This is a genomic window from Streptomyces sp. NPDC028722 (assembly GCF_040637655.1).
Taxonomy (GTDB): domain Bacteria; phylum Actinomycetota; class Actinomycetes; order Streptomycetales; family Streptomycetaceae; genus Streptomyces.
On the sequence record NZ_JBEZWU010000002.1, the window covers coordinates 1 to 17394 of the forward strand.

Consider the following 17394-nt stretch of genomic DNA (forward strand, 5'->3'; position numbering starts at 1 on the left):
GGGTGGTCCAGGCGGGGTCCCAGGACGCGTTCGAGGCTCGGGTGGAACTGGGTGAGCAGACCGCGGATGCGGTTGGAGGTGCGGTTGGCCTCGCCGGCCAGGTCCTGGTCGAAGCCGACCAGCATGGTCAGCTCGGCGGTGATCTCGTCAGCAAGGTCGAGGGAGCGAAGGGTGTGAGGCATGGTGCGGGCGGCATCCGCGATGACAGCGGCGTCGCGGGCGTCGGTCTTGGCCTCACCCGGGTAGAGGTCGGCGATCCGGCGCATCGCGAGTCCGGGCAGGTAGGCGACCTGGCAGCCGGCATCGCGGGCGACGGTCAGCGGCAGGGCGCCGATGGATGCGGGCTGGTCCACGACCACCAGGACGGTGCCGAACTTGGCTTTGAGCTTGTCGAAGACGGCCCGCAACTGGGGTTCGCCGTTCGGCAGGGCCTTGTCGAAGACCTTCTTCCCGGCCGGGGTGAGTCCGTGGCCGTGATGGTTGTTCTTGCCGACGTCCAGGCCGAGGAAGACGCCCGTCCCGTCGATGTCGATCATCGTGCCCCCACATGCGTCGACGCTGTGCCGGCCTCGGCGGTGGGGCCGTTCGCGCGCATCCACGTTATGCAGACCTGCCGCCCGCGAGCTGCCCGGCATTGCGCCGGGCCGGGCGGTGGCCGGGCCTCTGATCAGCGTCTGTGACGGCACCCCTCGGGCCCGGTGACACCACCCCCCAGGTCATCCGATCGACAGGGGGCAACAGTCATGCCGGGCCCGGAGGCCAGCGGCCCTCTTGCAGGACCGCGAAGAAGATAACGGGGGATACCGCAGGCGCTCGCCGGGCCGCTGAGCTCCGTTGCTCCTTTCGAGTGGCTGTCGCGCATTCCAGCAAGCCGGAGCCTGCGGCAGTGCGGATTACTCGTGTCCGTCGCAAAAGCGGCGGATCCGGCGGACTCATCACGCCGGACGTCTTCAGAAGAGGAAAGCGTCATGGGAATGCGTACGAGCAGGAGTGCCGGCCTTTTGGCGGTGGCCGCTGCCATGGTGCTGGGCGGGGCCGCCGCGGCATCGGCGGACAGTGGTGCTCAGGGTGCGGCCGTCGGTTCGCCGGGTGTCGCCTCGGGCAACCTGATTCAGGTGCCGGTCCACGTCCCCGTCAACGCCTGCGGCAATACGGTCGATGTCATCGGCCTGCTCAACCCTGCCTTCGGCAACACCTGCGTGAACGTCAGCCGGGGCTGGGGCATGGGGCACTGACCGTCCTGGCGGCCACTACGTAGGCGTCGCAGGTGCGGATTGGTCCGGAAAAGAATTCCATCCGATGGAGTTCCGGACCAATCCGCCCACCTCGCACCACCGGATTACCCACGTGAGCGACGAGAAGAAGAAACCGCGGAATCCGGGGAGAAGGACACGGCTCGCGCTGAGTGCGCTGAGCGGTCTCCTGGCTGCTCTCGCCGCTCTCGCCGCGGCTGAATCGGTGGCGGCGGTCGTACGTCCGCAGGCCGGTCCCGTCGTCGCGGTCGGCGGGGCCGCCATCGACCGTACGCCCATCGCCGTGAAGGACTGGGCGATCCGTCATTTCGGGACCGACGACAAGCTGGTTCTTCAATGCGGCATCCTCGCCGTCCTCGCGCTGTTCGCACTGGCCCTCGGAGTTCTCGCCCTGCGCCACCGACGCATCGGCGCCGCCGGCGTCCTGCTCTTCGGCGTGCTCGGAGCGGTGGCGGCCACCAGCCGGCCGGATTCCTCGAGCTTCGCCGACGCGCTGCCCTCCATTCTGGGTGCGGTCACCGCGGCCCTGCTCCTGTACGCCCTCATCGGCCGGCTTCTGGCACCGTCCCGCGAACCGACGACGAACGAACCGGACGGATGGGACCGGCGCGGTTTCGTCATCACGGCGATCGCCGCCGCTGCCGCCTCAGCCGGAGCCGGGGTCCTGGGCCGGGCCCTGAACGGCTCCAGCAGCCAGAAAGCCGTCGCATCCCGCAACAACCTGAAACTGCCGCCCCCGAACTCGCGTGCCCCTGCGGTTCCACGGGGCGCCCAGGTCCGAGTCGCGGGCGCCAGCACGTTCATCACACCGAACAACGAGTTCTACCGCGTGGACACGGCCCTGGTGGTGCCCAAGGTCGACGCCACTGCCTGGCGGCTGCGCATCCACGGCGACGGTGTACGCCGTCCGGTGACGCTGTCGTTCGACGACCTGCTGCGGCGTGAACTGATCGAGCGGGACATCACGCTCACCTGTGTGTCCAACGAGATCGGCGGCCCGTACGTGGGCAATGCCCGCTGGATCGGTGTGCGGCTGGCCGACCTGCTGGCCGAGTGCGGGGTCGCACCACCCTCCCGGGGCGGCCCGGCCGATCAGCTCGTCGCGCGTTCCGTGGACGGCATGACCATCGGCAGCCCGGTCGAGGACGTCATGGACGGCCGCGACGCGATGCTCGCCATCGGTATGAACGGCCAACCTCTGCCGTTCGATCACGGGTTCCCGGTCCGCATGCTGGTGCCCGGCCTGTACGGCTACGTGTCCGCCTGCAAGTGGATCAAGGACATCGAGCTGACCACGTTCGACGCCTACGACTCCTATTGGGTCAAGCGCGACTGGGCCGAAGCAGCGCCCATCAAGACTCAGTCCCGGATCGACACTCCGAAGCCGTTCGCCCGGCCCGAGGCGGGCACCGTCATGGTGGCCGGTGTCGCCTGGGCCCAGCATCGCGGCATCGACAGGGTCGAGGTCCGCGTCGACGACGGCCCCTGGCAGGAAGCCACTCTGGCCGCCGAGGACTCGTACGACACCTGGCGTCAGTGGTCCTACGCCTGGCAGGCCACCAAGGGCGGTCGCACCCTCACCGTGCGGGCGACCGACCGTACCGGCGAGGTGCAGACCGACACACGCGCCCGCACCGTCCCTGACGGCGCCAGCGGATGGCACTCCGTTGTCGTGACCGTCGAGTGACCCACAGACCCCTGACCAGGCGGCAATCCCGCCGCACCTAGCAACAGGAGAGACATCATGCAGACCCTTACCCGCCGTATCGCCCTGACCGTGGCCACTGCGGCCGTCCTGCCGCTCGCGCTGACCGCCTGCTCCAGCAACGACAGCGACTCGGGCAAGTCGGACTCCAGTGACAAGGCGTCGTCGTCCGCGCCCACCTCCGAGGGCGACACGGCCGGTTCCGGCAACAGCGTCGCTGCCACGGACGAGCCGTTCGGCCCGGCCTGCGCCTCCGTGCCCAAGAACGGTGCCGGCTCCTTCGACGGCATGGCCAAGGACCCGGTCGCCACCGCCGCCTCCCACAACCCGGCACTGTCCACGCTGGTGACCGCGGTGAAGAAAGCCGGCCTGGTCGACACCCTCAACAACGCACAGAACATCACGGTGTTCGCCCCCACCAATGACGCCTTCGCCAAGCTCCCGAAGGCCACCCTCGACAAGGTCCTCAACGACAAGGCGCAGCTCACCAAGATCCTGACCTACCACGTCGTGGGACAGAAGCTGTCGCCCAACGACCTGGAGAACGGATCCTTCGCCACGTTGGAGAAGTCCGAGCTGACCACTTCGGGCTCGCAGGAGTCCTACACGGTCAACGACACCGCCAAGGTGGTCTGCGGCAATGTCAGGACCGCCAACGCCAACGTCTACATCATCGACTCGGTCCTCATGCCCAAGAAGTGACGGCCTGCCCGGTTCGCCGGACGCGCTCGGGTCGCGTCCGGCGAACCGGCCGCGGCGGCCTGACGCCCACGACGAGAAACTCGGCGACCGGCGCGACGCCGGTCACAGCCGCCGGCGCAGCCGGGGCCCCGTTGTGACGTCTCACCGCGACGGGACTCTCCGGCCACACGGGGGCCCTGTACGCAACGCCGCCTCTGGGCCTCGTGATCGGCCCGGTGGTCGAGAATGATCTCGCTCGTCGGCGTGGATGGCTGTCCGTCACTCTTCGAAGGGTGCGGCAAGCAGGAGATCCTCCACGGTGGGCACCTGGAAGTCCGACAGGTGACGGCGGCCGACCTCGGCGAAGGGATGCATGAGTACTGACATCGGCTTGGTGCGGCACAGCGAGAGTATGGTGTCGAGGGCGTCCTGTGTGAACCCGGCCCTGGGGAAGGCGGCGAGGATTTCGGTGAGAGCGTCGGCCGGGATCTGCTGGAGGCCGTTCCCGGTGAGATCGAGGCCGGAGCCGGCGGAGACCATGCCGATCTCCGGCCTTTTCCGGCTCGCGATGCCTACGTTGGTGTGCAGGGCGATGGCATCCCAGACGACTTCCACTCGTTCGGCTGGCACGTGCCGTCCCCGCAGGAAATTCCGGGCGGCGTCGGCGCCGTCGACTTCGAAGCGCTCATTCGGGGTCTGATAAGCCTTCACCAGCCCGAGGTCGTGCAGGACCGCTGCAACGAAGGCGAGTTCACGGTCGTAGCGGATGCCGCGTCGGTCGAACATCAGTGAGCCGTACAAATACGTTCGCACGACATGGTTGAAGAGGCTCTCCGAGGAGACCTTCCTCGCGAATTCCGTGACCGCCCGCGTCAGTTCACTGTCGGGGATGCGCACCCCGGCCACGACCGTCGACAGGGTCGTGCCACGCGAATGCGAGGAAGTGTCCTGCGCTTTCGCTCCTGGAACCGCGGCAGCGGCGGATGAACTCGACAGTGCGGCGGCGAGCGCGGAGGCCGCGCCGACGGCAGCGACACCGGCAGCACGCTCCAGCGCCGTGCGCCGGGTGACTTCCTTCGCCTCATCGGCCCTTTCAGACACGAGATCCGTCTTTCCGTCGGGGTTGGTTGGATGCCAGAAGCGTATGAACGGCGTTGCCTTTTCCGGCAGTAGCTAAATTGCCGAGAACCTACGCATTTTCGCCAGGAGCGAGGTCTTCACGGCAGGTGGTGCGCGGCCCGCCGACAGCGACGAGCAGGAGCGGCGAGCGCGGCGACGACGGGCCGAGGGCGCCGTCATCGGTCCGCAGGGCGAACGCCGGCGACCGCGAGTGTCTGGTCCGGCTCACGCGTCGGCTGGGCATGGGGTGAGGGCAGTCGGCCGCCCATTTGACTGGGGCCGGCAACAGCGCGAAGGCGAAGAGCGCCCAACCCCGAGCGGTCCGTGATCGTGAGGGGGCGCGGCGAGGTCAGGCCCCGCGGGTGTCGGGCGCGCCATAGGCGGCGCGCCAGGCGGCGGGGGGCGTGGCTGCCTGACGCCGGAAGAAGGCGGTGAAGTTGCCTGCGTCCCGGAAGCCGAGGCGTCGGGCGCAGCCGGCGACCGGCAGGTCGGTGTGGGCGAGGAGTCTCCTGGCTTCCAGCAGGATGCGCTGGTCGAGGAAGGTCTTGGCGCCCGTGCCGGTGGCTGCGCGTGTCGCTCGGGTGAGGGTGCGCACGTCGTAGCCGAGTGCCCGCGCGTAGTCGGCCACGTGGTGCCAATCGGTGAAATGTTCCTCGACGGCGGCCCGGTAGGCGCGGAACACCTCCGTGGACCGGTTGGCGGCCGGGACCGTGTCGGTGAGGGCTGGTGCGTCGTGGAACGCGCGCAGGACCAGCGCAGCCAGCAGGTGGGAGAGCAGCGCGGGAGATGCCAAGTGCGGGGTGTGCGCTGCCGCGTCGTGCTCGCGGCCGAGGTGTTCGGCCGCCAGCAGAGCCAGGGCCAGACGCTGCCGGTCCAGGTGCCGGCACACCGGGGCGGTGACCTCCGAGGTGGTGAGGCCGCGGAGGAAGCCCGGCCGGAAGAGGACCAGTGGGCCGTCGCAGGCGTCGATGTCGCTCCAGCGGTGCACCATGCCGGGCCGGATCCATACGGCGCTGCCTTCCGCCAGCCGGTAGGTGCGGAAGTCCGCCTCGTGGGTGCCGGTGCCGGAGGCGATCAGGGCGAGCACGTGGAAGTCGGGGCGCTGGGGGAGTACGCGACGGCGGTGGGTGTCCATGGAGCGCAGCGCGGCGAAGTCGAGGACCTCCACGCCGTGGGGCGAGCCGACGGCAGGCGAATAGCGCAGCTGTCGCACAGTGTGATGTCCGCTTTCCACAGCCACCATGCTCCTTTCCACCAGGGAGCGGGCCGTCTCTGACCTACCGTCGTGCCTGCGCCTGACAGGCAGGTCAGGCTACCCGTTCAAGGCTGCGACCCGCGCGACGTCGATCGCCTCACGCAGCCAAGTTGGAGGTGTGGCGATGACGGAAACGACAAGGCTGGTGCCGGTGACGGGCGGAGCCCTGGACGTGCGGGTCGGGGGCAGTACCGGACCGGCGCTGGTGTTCGTCCACTACTGGGGCGGCTCCGCCGACACCTGGAACGAGGTGATCGGTGAGCTGCCGCCCGAGCAGGCGACAGTCCGCTTCGACCAACGCGGCTGGGGCACCTCGCGGGCACTGCCCGGCCCCTATCACCTCGACCAGCTCGCCGACGACCTCGCTCGCGTCGTCGATGCGTGCGTGCCGGGGCCGTACGTCCTCGTCGGCCACTCGATGGGCGGCAAGGTGAGCCAGCTCGTCGCGGCCCCCCGGCCGTCCGGCCTGGCCGGCGTGGTGCTCGTCGCGCCCGCACCGCCCGAGCCGCCCGCCACGATGACCGAGGAGTACCGGAAGGGACTGTCCCACGCGTACGACTCGACCGAGACGGTGCGACACGCCCTCGACCACGTCCTGACCGCCACACCGCTGCCGGAGACGGCGCGGGCCACCGCGGTGCGCGACAGCCTCGCCGCCGGACCCGAGGCCCGGCAGGAGTGGCCACTGCGCGGAATCGCGCAGGACATCACAGGCGCCGTGCGCGGCATCACAGTTCCGGTGACCGTGCTGGCCGCGGAGCACGACGTGGTGGAACCGCCGAGCGTGCTCCGTGAGTGCCTCCTGCCGCACATCCCGCGCGCGACCCTGAACGTCGTCCCCGACGCCGGCCATCTGCTCCCCGTGGAAGCCCCGCGCGCCGTCGCGACCGCTCTCGGGGACTTCCTCCAGGTCCTGCCCGCCGGGTGACGCTGTGCCGGCGCCGCGCGAACTGGGTGAACACGCCGCCTCGGTGGTCGCCAGGTGGTCGTCGCCACTCGGCGTGGGGGCGCCAACCCGACCCTTGCCCACTTCGGCGCAGCCGCGGAGATCTTCCTCGTCCGCGAACCCTGAAGCGTCCGTCTCAGGACCGTATTCAGCCGGGGGCGATCAATCTTCCCCGGACTCACGCAGCCGGCACAACGCTCGCCCGAGCACAGCCGGCCGCAACAGTTTCGACGGCGGATCAAGTAGGGCCAAGACCCGGATGAGCTGGGCCGCGACCGTGGGGGTGGTAGCCGCCGCGGCCATCAGCCGGCTCATCATGGCGCCCTGCATCTTCTGTATCAGATTCGCAGGTTGTCCCGGCTCGTCGGCCATCCCCCACGGCGCGGTCAGAATACGCGTCGCCTGGGCGAAGAAGTTCGCGGCGACGTCGCGCCGGCCGGCTGAGAGCGTGTCGCGCAGCGCGCGGGCCTCCAGCGCCGCCACTGTCAGGCCCTGCGCGTTGACCGGGCTCAACGAGCACAGAGCGTCCCCGACGACGACCAGCCCGTCCGGAAGACCGGCGAGTTGGTCGTACCGGCGCCACCGAGTCGCGGGAAAGCGGTAGGCGACAATGTCGCTGAGCGCCTCGGCGGTCTTCAGCGCTGAGACCACGTCGTCCGGGGCCGCCGCGGCAACAAACTCCGCGAACCCGGCCTCGTCGGTCGGTGGACGCGCGGCGGGGCCGGTCCCGGTGACGGTCAGTACGTGCTGGCCGTCCTCGACCGCCAGCAACAGCAGCCCGCGGCCGTTGGCCTTGACGTCGCCGCCGATGAGCAGCGCCCGGTCGTGCTGGGGCGGGAGCCGGACAAGCCGGCTGGCGTAGGCGACGTCGACGTTGACGCGTTGCTCGGCGGGACGTTCGAATCCGAGTTGCTCGAGCCAGACCGGCGTGCGGCTGCCCCGGCCCATCGCATCGACCACCAGGTCGGCATGCAACGTCTCTTCGCTGCTGCTGGGCTCTTGCGGCAGGATGCGTACTCCGGTGATCCGCCGGTCATCGCCGATCAGCCCGACCACGTCAGTGCCGAGCTCCATCCGCAGGCCGTCCTGGGCGACCAGCCGCCGGCGCAAGTGGCGCTCGTAGAACGGCCGGGTGGCGTGGACGGAGTGCGCACCGACCGGCACTCGCGGCAATTCCTTCCCGCCGAGGTAGAAGCGGTAGTCCGACAGCACATCCGCCACAACCGCGCCATCGGCGCTCATCTCGTCGACCAGACCGGGAAAGATTTCGTCGACGACTCGTGCCCCGGCCGGAAGCAGGTTGTGGGCATGCCGGCCCTGAGGGACGCCCCGGCGGTATTCGCCGGGGGCCGGGTCCCGGTCGACAACCGTGACCCTCCGGTAGAAGTTGGTGAGCACTCCGGCGGTGAGGAGACCGGCGAAGCCGGCACCGAGGACGACTGCGTTTTCGTTTTGCATGAGACGTGATGCTCGGCGCTCCCTCCTGCCCAGAAACAGGTCAACCGGTGTCCACCGGGTGTCCGTAGACCTCGCGTTCCCACATCCAGTCCACGATGTGAGCCACTGCCAGGTCCCGGTGCCGGCGGTAGGTGCTGAAGGACAGGTGCAGCGACTGGGCCACGCGCTCCTGCGGGCCGGCCGGGTGCAGGAAGGTGCGGTCGACCACCTCGAACAGGCCGCGGCGGTCGGCCCGCAACGGCTCGGCGGCCATCGCGAGGAGCTCGTCGAGTCCCGCGGCTGATGACCGCACGACCCGCGATCGCATCAGCGGATTGCGCCTCAGAGCCTGCGGCACGTGCAGATCGCGCAGCGCCGCGCGGACCGACTGGGCGAACTCCGCCTGAGAGAGGACGAGTTCGGCCGACTGCTCCTGCGCCGGCCGGGCCGGGGCACCCACCTCGCGGGCCGCGATGAGCTCGAGCCACTCGGCGAGGCCGGTACGCCGCCAGTCGTGGACGAAGACCGGGTAGGTGGTATCCCCGATCGTGTACGTCGCCTCGGCTGCCGGCCAGAAGTCCAGATAACCGAGTGTCGGCCCCCACAATCCGGCATCCGCGTACGCCCCCACCAACGTCCAGGCCGAGCCATCACGAGTGAGGATGTCGAGGACCTGGCACACGGCGAACAGAGTCAGCGACGGCGAGGAAGCCTGCCCACGGTCACGGTCGAGGAAGAACCGCCAGGCCCGCACGTGCTCGCCGGGGCGTGCCGCGCCGTGCCGTCGGGTGTACTGCCACATGCTGTCGACACCCGGATCCACCCCCAAGTCCTCGGCGCACAGGTCGAGGCAGGCGCCGAACCCCTGCGGCTCCCCGTCCGGTCCGCGAAAGATCCGGAAGGCTCCGGGCTGGCGCCGCATCCAGTACGCCACCAGCTCGGCCTGTTCCGCCCCCTGAGCGCGGGTCGTCATCTCGACGATCGGGGCCGTGTCTTCCGGCCGCAGCGCATCGATGTGGTGATCGACCGGCCGTGCGGCCGCGACGTATGCCGCGAGCCTGGTCCGCGGGCAGGTCACGACTATGGCGTCGGCCAGGAGCCGTTGCTGCTCCCGTGCGTCCGGCGCCGAGCGGATCCGCGCGACCAAGTCGGCCCGCACCTGGTGATGCACCTCGGCGTAGCGCTCCGGGTCGCGCCATCGAAGGTCGGCGTCAAGGACGTCGCGGACCATGTCGTGCAGGAACAGACCGTAGAAACCCTCCTCGACGAACGACAACGTACGCAGCCACGTGAACAGCTCCCCGGCGTTGTCGCCGAGCACGGATCGCAGGACGTTCTCGGTGATGACGTTGGCGTGCGCGCAGACTTCCAACGCCAGCCGATGGCGCGGTCCCGGTACCTCGTCCAGGGTGCGGGTCAGCAAACCGCGCACCACGTCGGGCAGGTCCCCGAGTGTGCGCGGCAGAACGCCACCGCCCCGCCGCACCGCGTCCACGAGCATGGACAGGGTGAGTGGGTGGCCATGGCTGATGTCGAGCAGGTGCTCGTGGAACTCGGCGGGGACGTTCTGTCCCGCCAGGTAGGCGCGGCCGTCGCGCGGCGCGAGGTTTCGCAGCGCGACGACCCGGATCAGCTCGCGCCAGGCGGGGTCGGACAGCCATGGCGACGAGGGCGGTCGTCGTGCCGCGATGACCACGACCACGTCGGCGGGCAGCGCGGGCAGGAATTCGTCCCGTACCCAGTCGTCGATCGGGGCGAGCAGCTCGTAGGTGTCGAGGAACAGCACCGCGCGGCCGCCGATGGAGTGCGCTGCAAGGGAACTGGGGACCGGCGGCACGTGGCGGCCGTCGATCGTGATCGGATCGGCGCCCGCAGTCACGGCGACCTCGGCCAGAACATCCAGCAATGCGCTCTTGCCGATTCCGCCGGGACCGTGAAGAAAAAGCACGCCTCCTGCGCCCAGCATTGACCGGAACAGCTCGATCTCACCGATGCGCCCCGCAAAGGCACGTCGTCGTAGCTCACTCAGCCGTTGCCTGATGATCGTCACATCGCGACACTACCCATCATCGAACAGCACGTGCTGGCGGCCAGGTTGCGGCAGATCGCTGTTGCGACAGAGGACCGATTCCTGTCGATCTGCAGGCGCAGCATGACGGTCATGGTCCTGGCGCCTACCAGCCGGCCCCGGACACTCCGACCTTGCGCCGCGCCCGCGGCTGAGCGGTGCTGCGCGCTATGAGCGGCATCCTCGTCCGGGAGGCGGCCGTAGGCGGCCTGGCGAGCACGGCTCGGCGGTCTACATCACCGACGCGCGTCGCCCGGCGTGAGCAGACTACTGACTTCACTCGTTTCTTTGACTTCCTCTCCCCTCCGGCGCTCGATGGCCGCGCGGAGCCGGGGGCGTGAAGGTGCAGGACGCTGACGACGGGGTGGCGGACGTGCTCTCATCCGCTGAGACACAGGTGGACGTCGCGCGAGGCTCATCGGATGCGGTCGGCTTCATTGCGGGTGGACAGTTCTCCCGCGAGGTCGGTCAGTGCCCTGCTGCAGGGGTCCCGGCCGGCCTCGACGCGCAGCACCGATGCTGTTGGCGGTGACCTGCTCGTGGTCGACCCAGAAGTTGTGGGGTCGCGGGACGCCAGGCCCCCGCCGCGCCTTTGCGTGGTAAGCGGCAATGGTGGGCGGGTCAGTCGTTGAACGCCGTGGCCACAGCATCTGCGAGCTGATTCAAGACGTCCCGTGAGAGCTGCACCGACCCGGTGAACGAAAGGAAAGCGTGGGTGGCACCCTTGATCGGGAGGTGCGTGACCGGCACGTCGGCGTCGGCGAGCTTCTGCGCGTACCGGTCACCTTGGTCCCGCAGCGGATCGTGTTCGGCAGTGACGATGACGGCGGGAGGAAGCCCAGCCAGCTCGTCGGAGCGCGCCGGCGAGACGCGCAGGTCCGCGCCTTCGTCGGGCGTGTTGAGGTAAAGGCCCCAGAACCATTCGAGCCAGCTGCGGCTCAGCAACGGTCCGGCCATGTTCTCGTACATGGAGGGGCTGTCGTCGAACCGGTCGAGCGCCGGGTACGCCAGTACCTGCAGTGCGATGTGAGGTCCGCCGCGCCGCTGTACTTCCTGCACGAGGGCCGCGGCGAGGTTGCCGCCGGCGCTCTCGCCGAACACCGCAATGCTTTGCCCGTCGCCGCCGAAACTTCCAGCGTTGGCCGCGACCCATGTCAGGGCGGCGTAGGCGTCTTCGATCCCTGCCGGGAAGCGGTGTTCGGGCGCGAGCCGGTAGTCGACGGAGACCACGATCGTGCCGGAGCGGTTGGCCACGATGCGGGCGATGTGGTCCTGGCTGTCGAGATCTCCGAGGACCCATCCGCCACCGTGGAAGAAGACCGTCACGGGCCGCGGCCCGGAGCGCGGGAGGGTGGTGGGGGCGTAGATGCGGATGGGGACCTCAAGGCCTTCGGCCGCGGCCACTGCGTCGTGCACGCTGCCGACGGGCTCGACATCGCCCGCTAGGGTGGAGAAGCTGCTCACGAGGTGGCGGTTCTCCTCGACCGTTCGACTCTCCGGTGCCGGTTCGCGTCCTTCGGCCAACTTCTCGAGCAGGGCATCGATCTGAGGGTCGAGGGACATGATGAGGGCCTTCCTGGAGCTGGCGAAACGACATAGATTCAATGACTGTTCCAAGCCCTACACGTCGCGGCAGTGGAGCAGCGGCAGCGCGATGCCGTCCGGCGCTGCGCGACCCCGGTCACGGCCGGGCCCGCGCTCCACGCGTACGCGCACTTGGATCGGCGAGTGTGAGGCCGGTGTCGGCGGTCGCCGCCGCGGGTGTTCGCGGGCAGATGCGGGACCAGTTCGGCAACCGCGTACGCCGGTTGGACGGGCCGATTCCTCGGTGCGAAGCCGACGGCCTGGGTAAGTGCGGCCACGGGTCGCTGTCCGGTGCCGGATCGCCGGCCCTCGCTGCGCTGTCGTATCTGTTCTGACTGTGGGGCCGCCGGCGGCGGTGCACCGGGTGCGGATCAGCGGGCGATCGAGATCGCGAAGGGCGCAAATCCGGTGGAACGGATCACGTGTGGTACGAACAGTATTGCGGCCTCCGTGGCGCGGGCGGTCTGGATCCCGCCGAGATCGGTGATCCACGCCTTTTGCCAGCCGAGGTCGGTGAGCAGTTCGTGGACGGTTTGCTTGGCCTGCGGGTCGTCGCCGGAGAGGAACGCGGTCGGTGTCTGGGTGAGCGTGGCCGGCGCGGTCATCACAGGGAAGAGCATGGTGTTGAGTGTCTTGACGACGCGCGTTTCGGGGAGCGCTTCCTGGAGTTGCTCGGCGAGGCTTGAGCCGGGGTGGATCAGGTCGGCGGGCAGTCCGTCCGGTCCGTCGACGGTGGCGTTGGAGACATCGACGAGGATCTTGTCGCGCAGTTCCTCGCGCAGAGCGGCGAGCCGGTCCAGCGAGCCGGCGCCGGGGGTGGCGTTGATGACGATCTGGGCTGTCCGGGCGGCGTCGGCGGCGGCGCCGGGCGCGCGGTCCGCCACGGTCACCTCGTGCCCAGCCCGGGTGAGGGCTGTGGCCAGGTTGCCGCCGACGCGGCCGTTTCCGAGAACTGCGATCGTGGTCATGATGATCTGGTCCTTCCGTGCGTGCAGGTCGTGGTGCGCGGTCAGCGTGAGAGCGTGGCGACGGCCTCGGCGTGGACGCCGGGCGCGGCGGCCAGGAAGCTCTCGCTCTGCGGGGTCCAGGGGCTGCCCTCGGCGTCGGAGATCCGTCCGCCCGCCTCGGTGACGAGCAGCGCCCCGGGCAGCAGGTCCGCGCGGGCGCCGGCGAACTGCCAGAAGGCGTCGATCCGGCCGGCGGCCACGTTCAGCAGGTGCAGGGTGGCGGGCACGGAAGTGCGGACGACGAGCGCGTCGAAGAGCATCGAGGTGATCGAGGAGCCGACGCGCCGCACGACCTTCTCGTCCTCGTCCGGCCGGGCCTGGCTGGTGGCCACGATGCTCAGGCCGAGGTCCGCGGTCCGGGAGACGTGCAGCGGCCGGCCGTCGACGTGGGCGCCCCCGCCGGTGAGCGCGGTGTACGTCTCGCCGGTCAACGGCAGGTGGACCACGGTGAGCACCGGCTGGTTGTCGCGCACGAGGGTGGCGGTCACCGCCCACTCCGGCAGGGCGTGCAGGTGGTTGACGTTGCCTTCGGCCGGATCCACGACCCACCATTCGCCGGGCGGCAGCGCCCCGCCGTCAAGCTCGTCCTCCACCCAGCCGGCGTCCGGGCGCAGGCGCGTGAGGCGGGGGCGCAGGATGTCGAGGGCCGTGTCGTCGTTGCCGGCCAGCGCGCGCATCAGCTCTTCTCGGGTCTGGTAGCGGACCACCTCGCCGAAGCGCTCGCGGAGCGCCGAACCGGCCGTGCGCACGGCGATCGCCGTCTGGTCGAGCAGATCGGCGTCCGAGGCGGTGACGTCCGTGGTCCGAAGTGTTTCGGGCATGGTGAACTCCCGTGTCAGCAGGGGGTGGTGAGGCCGTTCGGGCCGAGCTGTGGGCGCTTGTTCAGCGCTCTGGTCTCGACGGTATACAGCCCCTTGATTAACTTCAAATGCATGTAAAGCACGGCTAGGATTACTCACATGCAATTGGATTTGAACCTGCTGGCCGCGCTCGACGCGCTGCTGGAGGAGGGCAGTGTGGCCGGGGCGGCCGCGCGCCTGCATGTCACCGCCCCCGCGATGAGCCGGAGTCTGGGCCGGATCCGGCGCACCACCGGGGATCAGATCCTGGTGCGTACCGGCCGCACGATGACCCCGACGCCGTACGCGATCGCCGTCCGGGAGCAGGTGCACGAGCTGCTTCATCAGGTCCAGGGGGTGCTGGCGCCGAGCCGTGCACTCGATCTGGCGACACTGGAGCGCACTTTCACCCTCCGCTGGCACGATTCCCTGGTCGCCTTGAGCGGTCCCGCACTGCTCGCGGCCGTGCGTGCAGAGGCGCCGGGCGTGCGATTGCGCTTCGTCGCGGAATCGAGCATCGACACGCCCGAGTTGCGGCGCGGCGAGGTGGACCTGGAGGCGAACGCCAACCGCCCGAGCGCACCGGACATCCGTGCCGAGAACGTGGGCGGGTCCCGGCTCGTCATCGTCGTCAGGCAGGGGCACCCCCTCACCCGCGTCAGGACCGTCACCGCACAGCGGTACGCCGCCGCCGAGCACGTCACCGTCTCGCGACGCGGGAACCTCAGCAATGCCCTCGACGACGCCCTCGCGCGGCTCGGCCTCACCCGCCGCGTGGTGGCGACCGTGCCCACGGAAGCGGCCGCGCTGGAGTTCGCGCGCGACTCCGATCTCCTGATCAGCGTCCCCGAAGCCACCACGCGCTCCGCGGTCGCCGACCTCGGTCTGGTCGTGCTCCCTCTCCCGCTCGAACTGCCTTCGGCACCGATATACCTGTCATGGCATCAGCGCTACGACACCGACCACGCCCACCCCTGGCTGCGCGGGCTGGCGCGAACCGCGCTGGCCATGGGCGGAGCGTCGTCGTAGTCTGCGCCGTCCGGCCGCTTCACCCATGCGTGCAGGCGACCATCACGATGCCGCACGGCCGGTCGCTGTGCGGACCCACGTCGGATCACCAGCCCCTGGCGGTAGACGTGCGCGTCCCACCTGGACGGGGTCGTGAAGCCCGAGTTCGCCGAGAAGGCAGGATACGAACGTCTTGACGGTCTTCTGGCCGCTTCCCCCCATGCTGTCGGCCCGCTGCCGTCACGCCTCCGTCCGCTCGCTGGGGCGGTACGCACGCCCCAGCGTCGGCGCGGTCGCTCGGCACGTCGCCGAACGCGGCGGCGATCTGTGACAACGTCAGCAGCGACTCGTCCGTGCGGGTACCGGCCGCAGCGGCGGCCAGACCGACGCCTGAAGCTCACGATCGCGGATCTGTGGGCCCTGCTCACTCGATCGGCTCCTGGCCGGTGAGCAGGTTGAGCAGGCCGGTGGGGGCGTTGTCGCCGAAGATGAGCTGGTGGTTCTTGTCGGATTCGGCGGCGAACCGGGCACTGCGGGGAAAAAGGGCCTGCTCGTACTCCGCAAGGGCGGCTTCGATGTCGTCGGGATGTGCGGCGATGGCTTTGCCGAGTTCGGCGCCGTCGAGCATGGCGAGGTTGGCGCCCTCCCCGGCGAACGGTGACATCAGGTGGGCGGCGTCCCCCAGCAGCGTCACTCCGGGAACGCGGTCCCACCGGTGGCCGATCGGCAGGGCGCTGATCGGGCGTGGGACCAGGGTGGTTTCCCCGTCAGTGATGAGTGCGGTGAGTTCAGGCGCCCATCCGGTGAATTCGGCCGCGACCTGGGCCACCGCCGTTTCGGGACTGGCGAGGACGGCGGCGATCCAGTCCTGCGGTTTATTGAGCGCGACGTACGTGTGCAGTACGGCGCCGGCCTCTCGATGGCCGAGGATCCCCTTGCCGGCCGTGACGGCGAACAGGGAACCGTCGCCGGTGGCCTTGGCCGCTGCGGGGTGGCGTTGGTCGGCGTCGTACAGGTAGGTCTCGATGAACGACGTGCCGACGTACTCGGGCTTCGCGTCGGAGAGCAGCGGCCGGATCATCGACCAGGCGCCGTCCGCGCCGACGAGGAGGCCGGTCGTCGCGGTCGGCCCGTCGGCGAACGTCAGCTCGTGCCTCCCGTCTCCGAGGGCGCGGACACCGGTGACCTTGTGTCCCCACTGGATCATCTCGCCGGGCAGCGAGTTGATCAGGATCCGACGCAGGTCTCCGCGGAGCACCTCGGGGCGCCCGCCTGTGCCGTCGTCGGGCTGGTCGAGCAGGACCGCGCCGTGCTGGTCGAGCACCCGCACGGCCTCGCCGCCTTCGTGGATGATCGCGCGGAACTCGTCGGTGAGGCCGGCCGCTTCGAGGGCGAGCTGGCCGTTGTACTCGTGGATGTCGAGCTGACCGCCCTGTGTGCGGGTGTCCGTCGATGACTCGGCTTCGTAGACGGTCGCGACGATGCCGTGCAGGTGCAGGACCCGGGCGAGGGTCAGGCCGCCGAGCCCGGCGCCGATGATCGTGACGGGAGTGGTCATGGTGGTTTCCCTTTCGACTGAATACGTTCTACTCGGGTACAGTGTTCGCAGTAATGGCGTCACGATAGCACTACTGCGAACAGCGAGCGCAGTAGTGAGGAGGGAATCCCGATGGGCGATGCTCACACGGTGGTCTGGAACCGGCCGGAGCGGGCCGCGAAAGGCCCCGCACCGTCACGCACCCGGGCGGAGATCACCAGCGCCGCCATCGCGATCGCCGACGCCGAGGGCATCGAGGCACTGTCCATGCGGCGCGTCGCCAAGGAACTGGGAACGGGCACAGCCTCGCTCTACCGCTACCTGGCGTCCAAAGACGACCTGCTCGATCTCATGCTCGACGCCGTAGCGGCCGAAGACGGCGGCCCGCCTGCCCCTACCGGCGACTGGCGCGGTGACCTGCGGACACTGGCCTATCGCTCCCGGGCCACCTTCCACCGGCATCCCTGGATGGCCTCCCTCGCGGCAGGGCGCCCATCACTTGGGCCGAACTCCCTCGATGCCATCGAACACGCACTCGCCGCCCTCGAACCCCTCGGCTTCGGCATCGACGTCATGATCACCGTCGTCGAGGCGCTGCACGCCTTCGTCCGCGGCTACGCCATCGGCGAACTCGCCCAACAGGAAGCCGTCCGACGCTCCGGAGTCGGCAACCAGGAATGGATGGACGCCCACGCGCCCTACCTCGACAAAGTCGTCAAGGGCGGGCGCCATCCACTCCTCGCCCGCGTCATTCGTGATGCCGAACTTCCCCACGCGGCCGACAGCGCCGAGCGCGGTTTCCGACTCGGTCTCGAACGACTCCTCGACGGATGGGAGGCCAACCTCCCCATCCGGCCCTGACGATCCGGCAGCGCCAACTGGAGGTTCATCGGGGAACTCCGCACCTGTGCGCCGGCCTCCGCGCGCTGAGCATCAGGACTTCACGATCACCCCT

15 protein-coding genes are annotated in these 17394 nt (G+C 69.6%); 6 read left to right on the forward strand and 9 right to left on the reverse strand.

Features of this window, described 5'->3' with window-relative positions:
* Window positions 1-536: IS110 family transposase (locus AB0F03_RS02700; protein ID WP_361985839.1), on the reverse strand; the 536-nt coding region annotated here is incomplete at its 3' end.
* 432 nt (window positions 537-968) lie between these two features.
* Here AB0F03_RS02700 and AB0F03_RS02705 point away from each other — a divergent pair.
* The 3 genes from AB0F03_RS02705 (at window position 969) to AB0F03_RS02715 (ending at window position 3660) form a co-directional block, all read left to right on the forward strand.
* Window positions 969-1235, forward strand: a complete 267-nt coding sequence (locus AB0F03_RS02705) for a chaplin (RefSeq protein ID WP_361985841.1) — start codon at window positions 969-971, stop codon at window positions 1233-1235.
* 112 nt (window positions 1236-1347) lie between these two features.
* Window positions 1348-2940 (forward strand): sulfite oxidase, encoded by a 1593-nt coding sequence (locus tag AB0F03_RS02710; protein ID WP_361985843.1) that lies wholly within the window; start codon window positions 1348-1350, stop codon window positions 2938-2940.
* 57 nt (window positions 2941-2997) lie between these two features.
* Window positions 2998-3660, forward strand: a complete 663-nt coding sequence (locus tag AB0F03_RS02715; RefSeq protein WP_361985845.1) for a fasciclin domain-containing protein — start codon at window positions 2998-3000, stop codon at window positions 3658-3660.
* A 258-nt stretch (window positions 3661-3918) separates the two neighbouring features.
* On the opposite strand, the gene AB0F03_RS02720 is transcribed toward AB0F03_RS02715, so the two are convergent.
* Together AB0F03_RS02720 and AB0F03_RS02725 are read right to left on the reverse strand one after the other, a co-directional pair.
* Window positions 3919-4740, reverse strand: a complete 822-nt coding sequence (locus AB0F03_RS02720) for an HD domain-containing protein (protein ID WP_361985847.1) — start codon at window positions 4738-4740, stop codon at window positions 3919-3921.
* A 367-nt stretch (window positions 4741-5107) separates the two neighbouring features.
* Window positions 5108-5992 carry an AraC family transcriptional regulator gene (locus AB0F03_RS02725; protein ID WP_361986680.1) on the reverse strand — a complete coding sequence of 295 codons (885 nt, stop codon included), beginning with the start codon at window positions 5990-5992 and terminating at the stop codon, window positions 5108-5110.
* 145 nt (window positions 5993-6137) lie between these two features.
* Between AB0F03_RS02725 and AB0F03_RS02730 the strand changes: the two genes are divergently transcribed.
* Complete coding sequence (locus tag AB0F03_RS02730) at window positions 6138-6941, forward strand: alpha/beta hydrolase (protein ID WP_361985848.1); 804 nt, start codon at window positions 6138-6140, stop codon at window positions 6939-6941.
* A gap of 180 nt (window positions 6942-7121) precedes the next feature.
* On the opposite strand, the gene AB0F03_RS02735 is transcribed toward AB0F03_RS02730, so the two are convergent.
* From AB0F03_RS02735 to AB0F03_RS02755, 5 genes are all read right to left on the reverse strand, one after another.
* On the reverse strand, window positions 7122-8417 hold the full coding sequence (locus AB0F03_RS02735) for an FAD-dependent monooxygenase (protein ID WP_361985850.1): 1296 nt from the start codon (window positions 8415-8417) through the stop codon (window positions 7122-7124).
* 40 nt (window positions 8418-8457) lie between these two features.
* Window positions 8458-10344: a hypothetical protein gene (locus AB0F03_RS02740; RefSeq protein WP_361985851.1), complete on the reverse strand. Its 1887-nt coding sequence runs from the start codon at window positions 10342-10344 to the stop codon at window positions 8458-8460.
* 741 nt (window positions 10345-11085) lie between these two features.
* Window positions 11086-12027, reverse strand: a complete 942-nt coding sequence (locus AB0F03_RS02745; RefSeq protein WP_361985853.1) for an alpha/beta hydrolase — start codon at window positions 12025-12027, stop codon at window positions 11086-11088.
* Window positions 12028-12419: 392 nt separating this feature from the next.
* Window positions 12420-13016, reverse strand: a complete 597-nt coding sequence (locus AB0F03_RS02750) for an NAD(P)-binding domain-containing protein (protein ID WP_361985855.1) — start codon at window positions 13014-13016, stop codon at window positions 12420-12422.
* Window positions 13017-13057: 41 nt separating this feature from the next.
* Complete coding sequence (locus AB0F03_RS02755; protein ID WP_361985857.1) at window positions 13058-13876, reverse strand: 3'(2'),5'-bisphosphate nucleotidase CysQ; 819 nt, start codon at window positions 13874-13876, stop codon at window positions 13058-13060.
* Between the two features lie 138 nt (window positions 13877-14014).
* Between AB0F03_RS02755 and AB0F03_RS02760 the strand changes: the two genes are divergently transcribed.
* The gene (locus AB0F03_RS02760) at window positions 14015-14923 is read left to right on the forward strand and encodes a LysR family transcriptional regulator (protein WP_361985858.1); all 909 of its coding nucleotides are present in this window, start codon (window positions 14015-14017) and stop codon (window positions 14921-14923) included.
* 403 nt (window positions 14924-15326) lie between these two features.
* On the opposite strand, the gene AB0F03_RS02765 is transcribed toward AB0F03_RS02760, so the two are convergent.
* Complete coding sequence (locus AB0F03_RS02765; protein WP_361985860.1) at window positions 15327-16460, reverse strand: NAD(P)/FAD-dependent oxidoreductase; 1134 nt, start codon at window positions 16458-16460, stop codon at window positions 15327-15329.
* Between the two features lie 111 nt (window positions 16461-16571).
* On the opposite strand from AB0F03_RS02765, the gene AB0F03_RS02770 reads away from it, so the two are divergent.
* The gene (locus AB0F03_RS02770) at window positions 16572-17300 is read left to right on the forward strand and encodes a TetR/AcrR family transcriptional regulator (protein WP_361985862.1); all 729 of its coding nucleotides are present in this window, start codon (window positions 16572-16574) and stop codon (window positions 17298-17300) included.
* Window positions 17301-17394 lie beyond the last annotated feature (94 nt).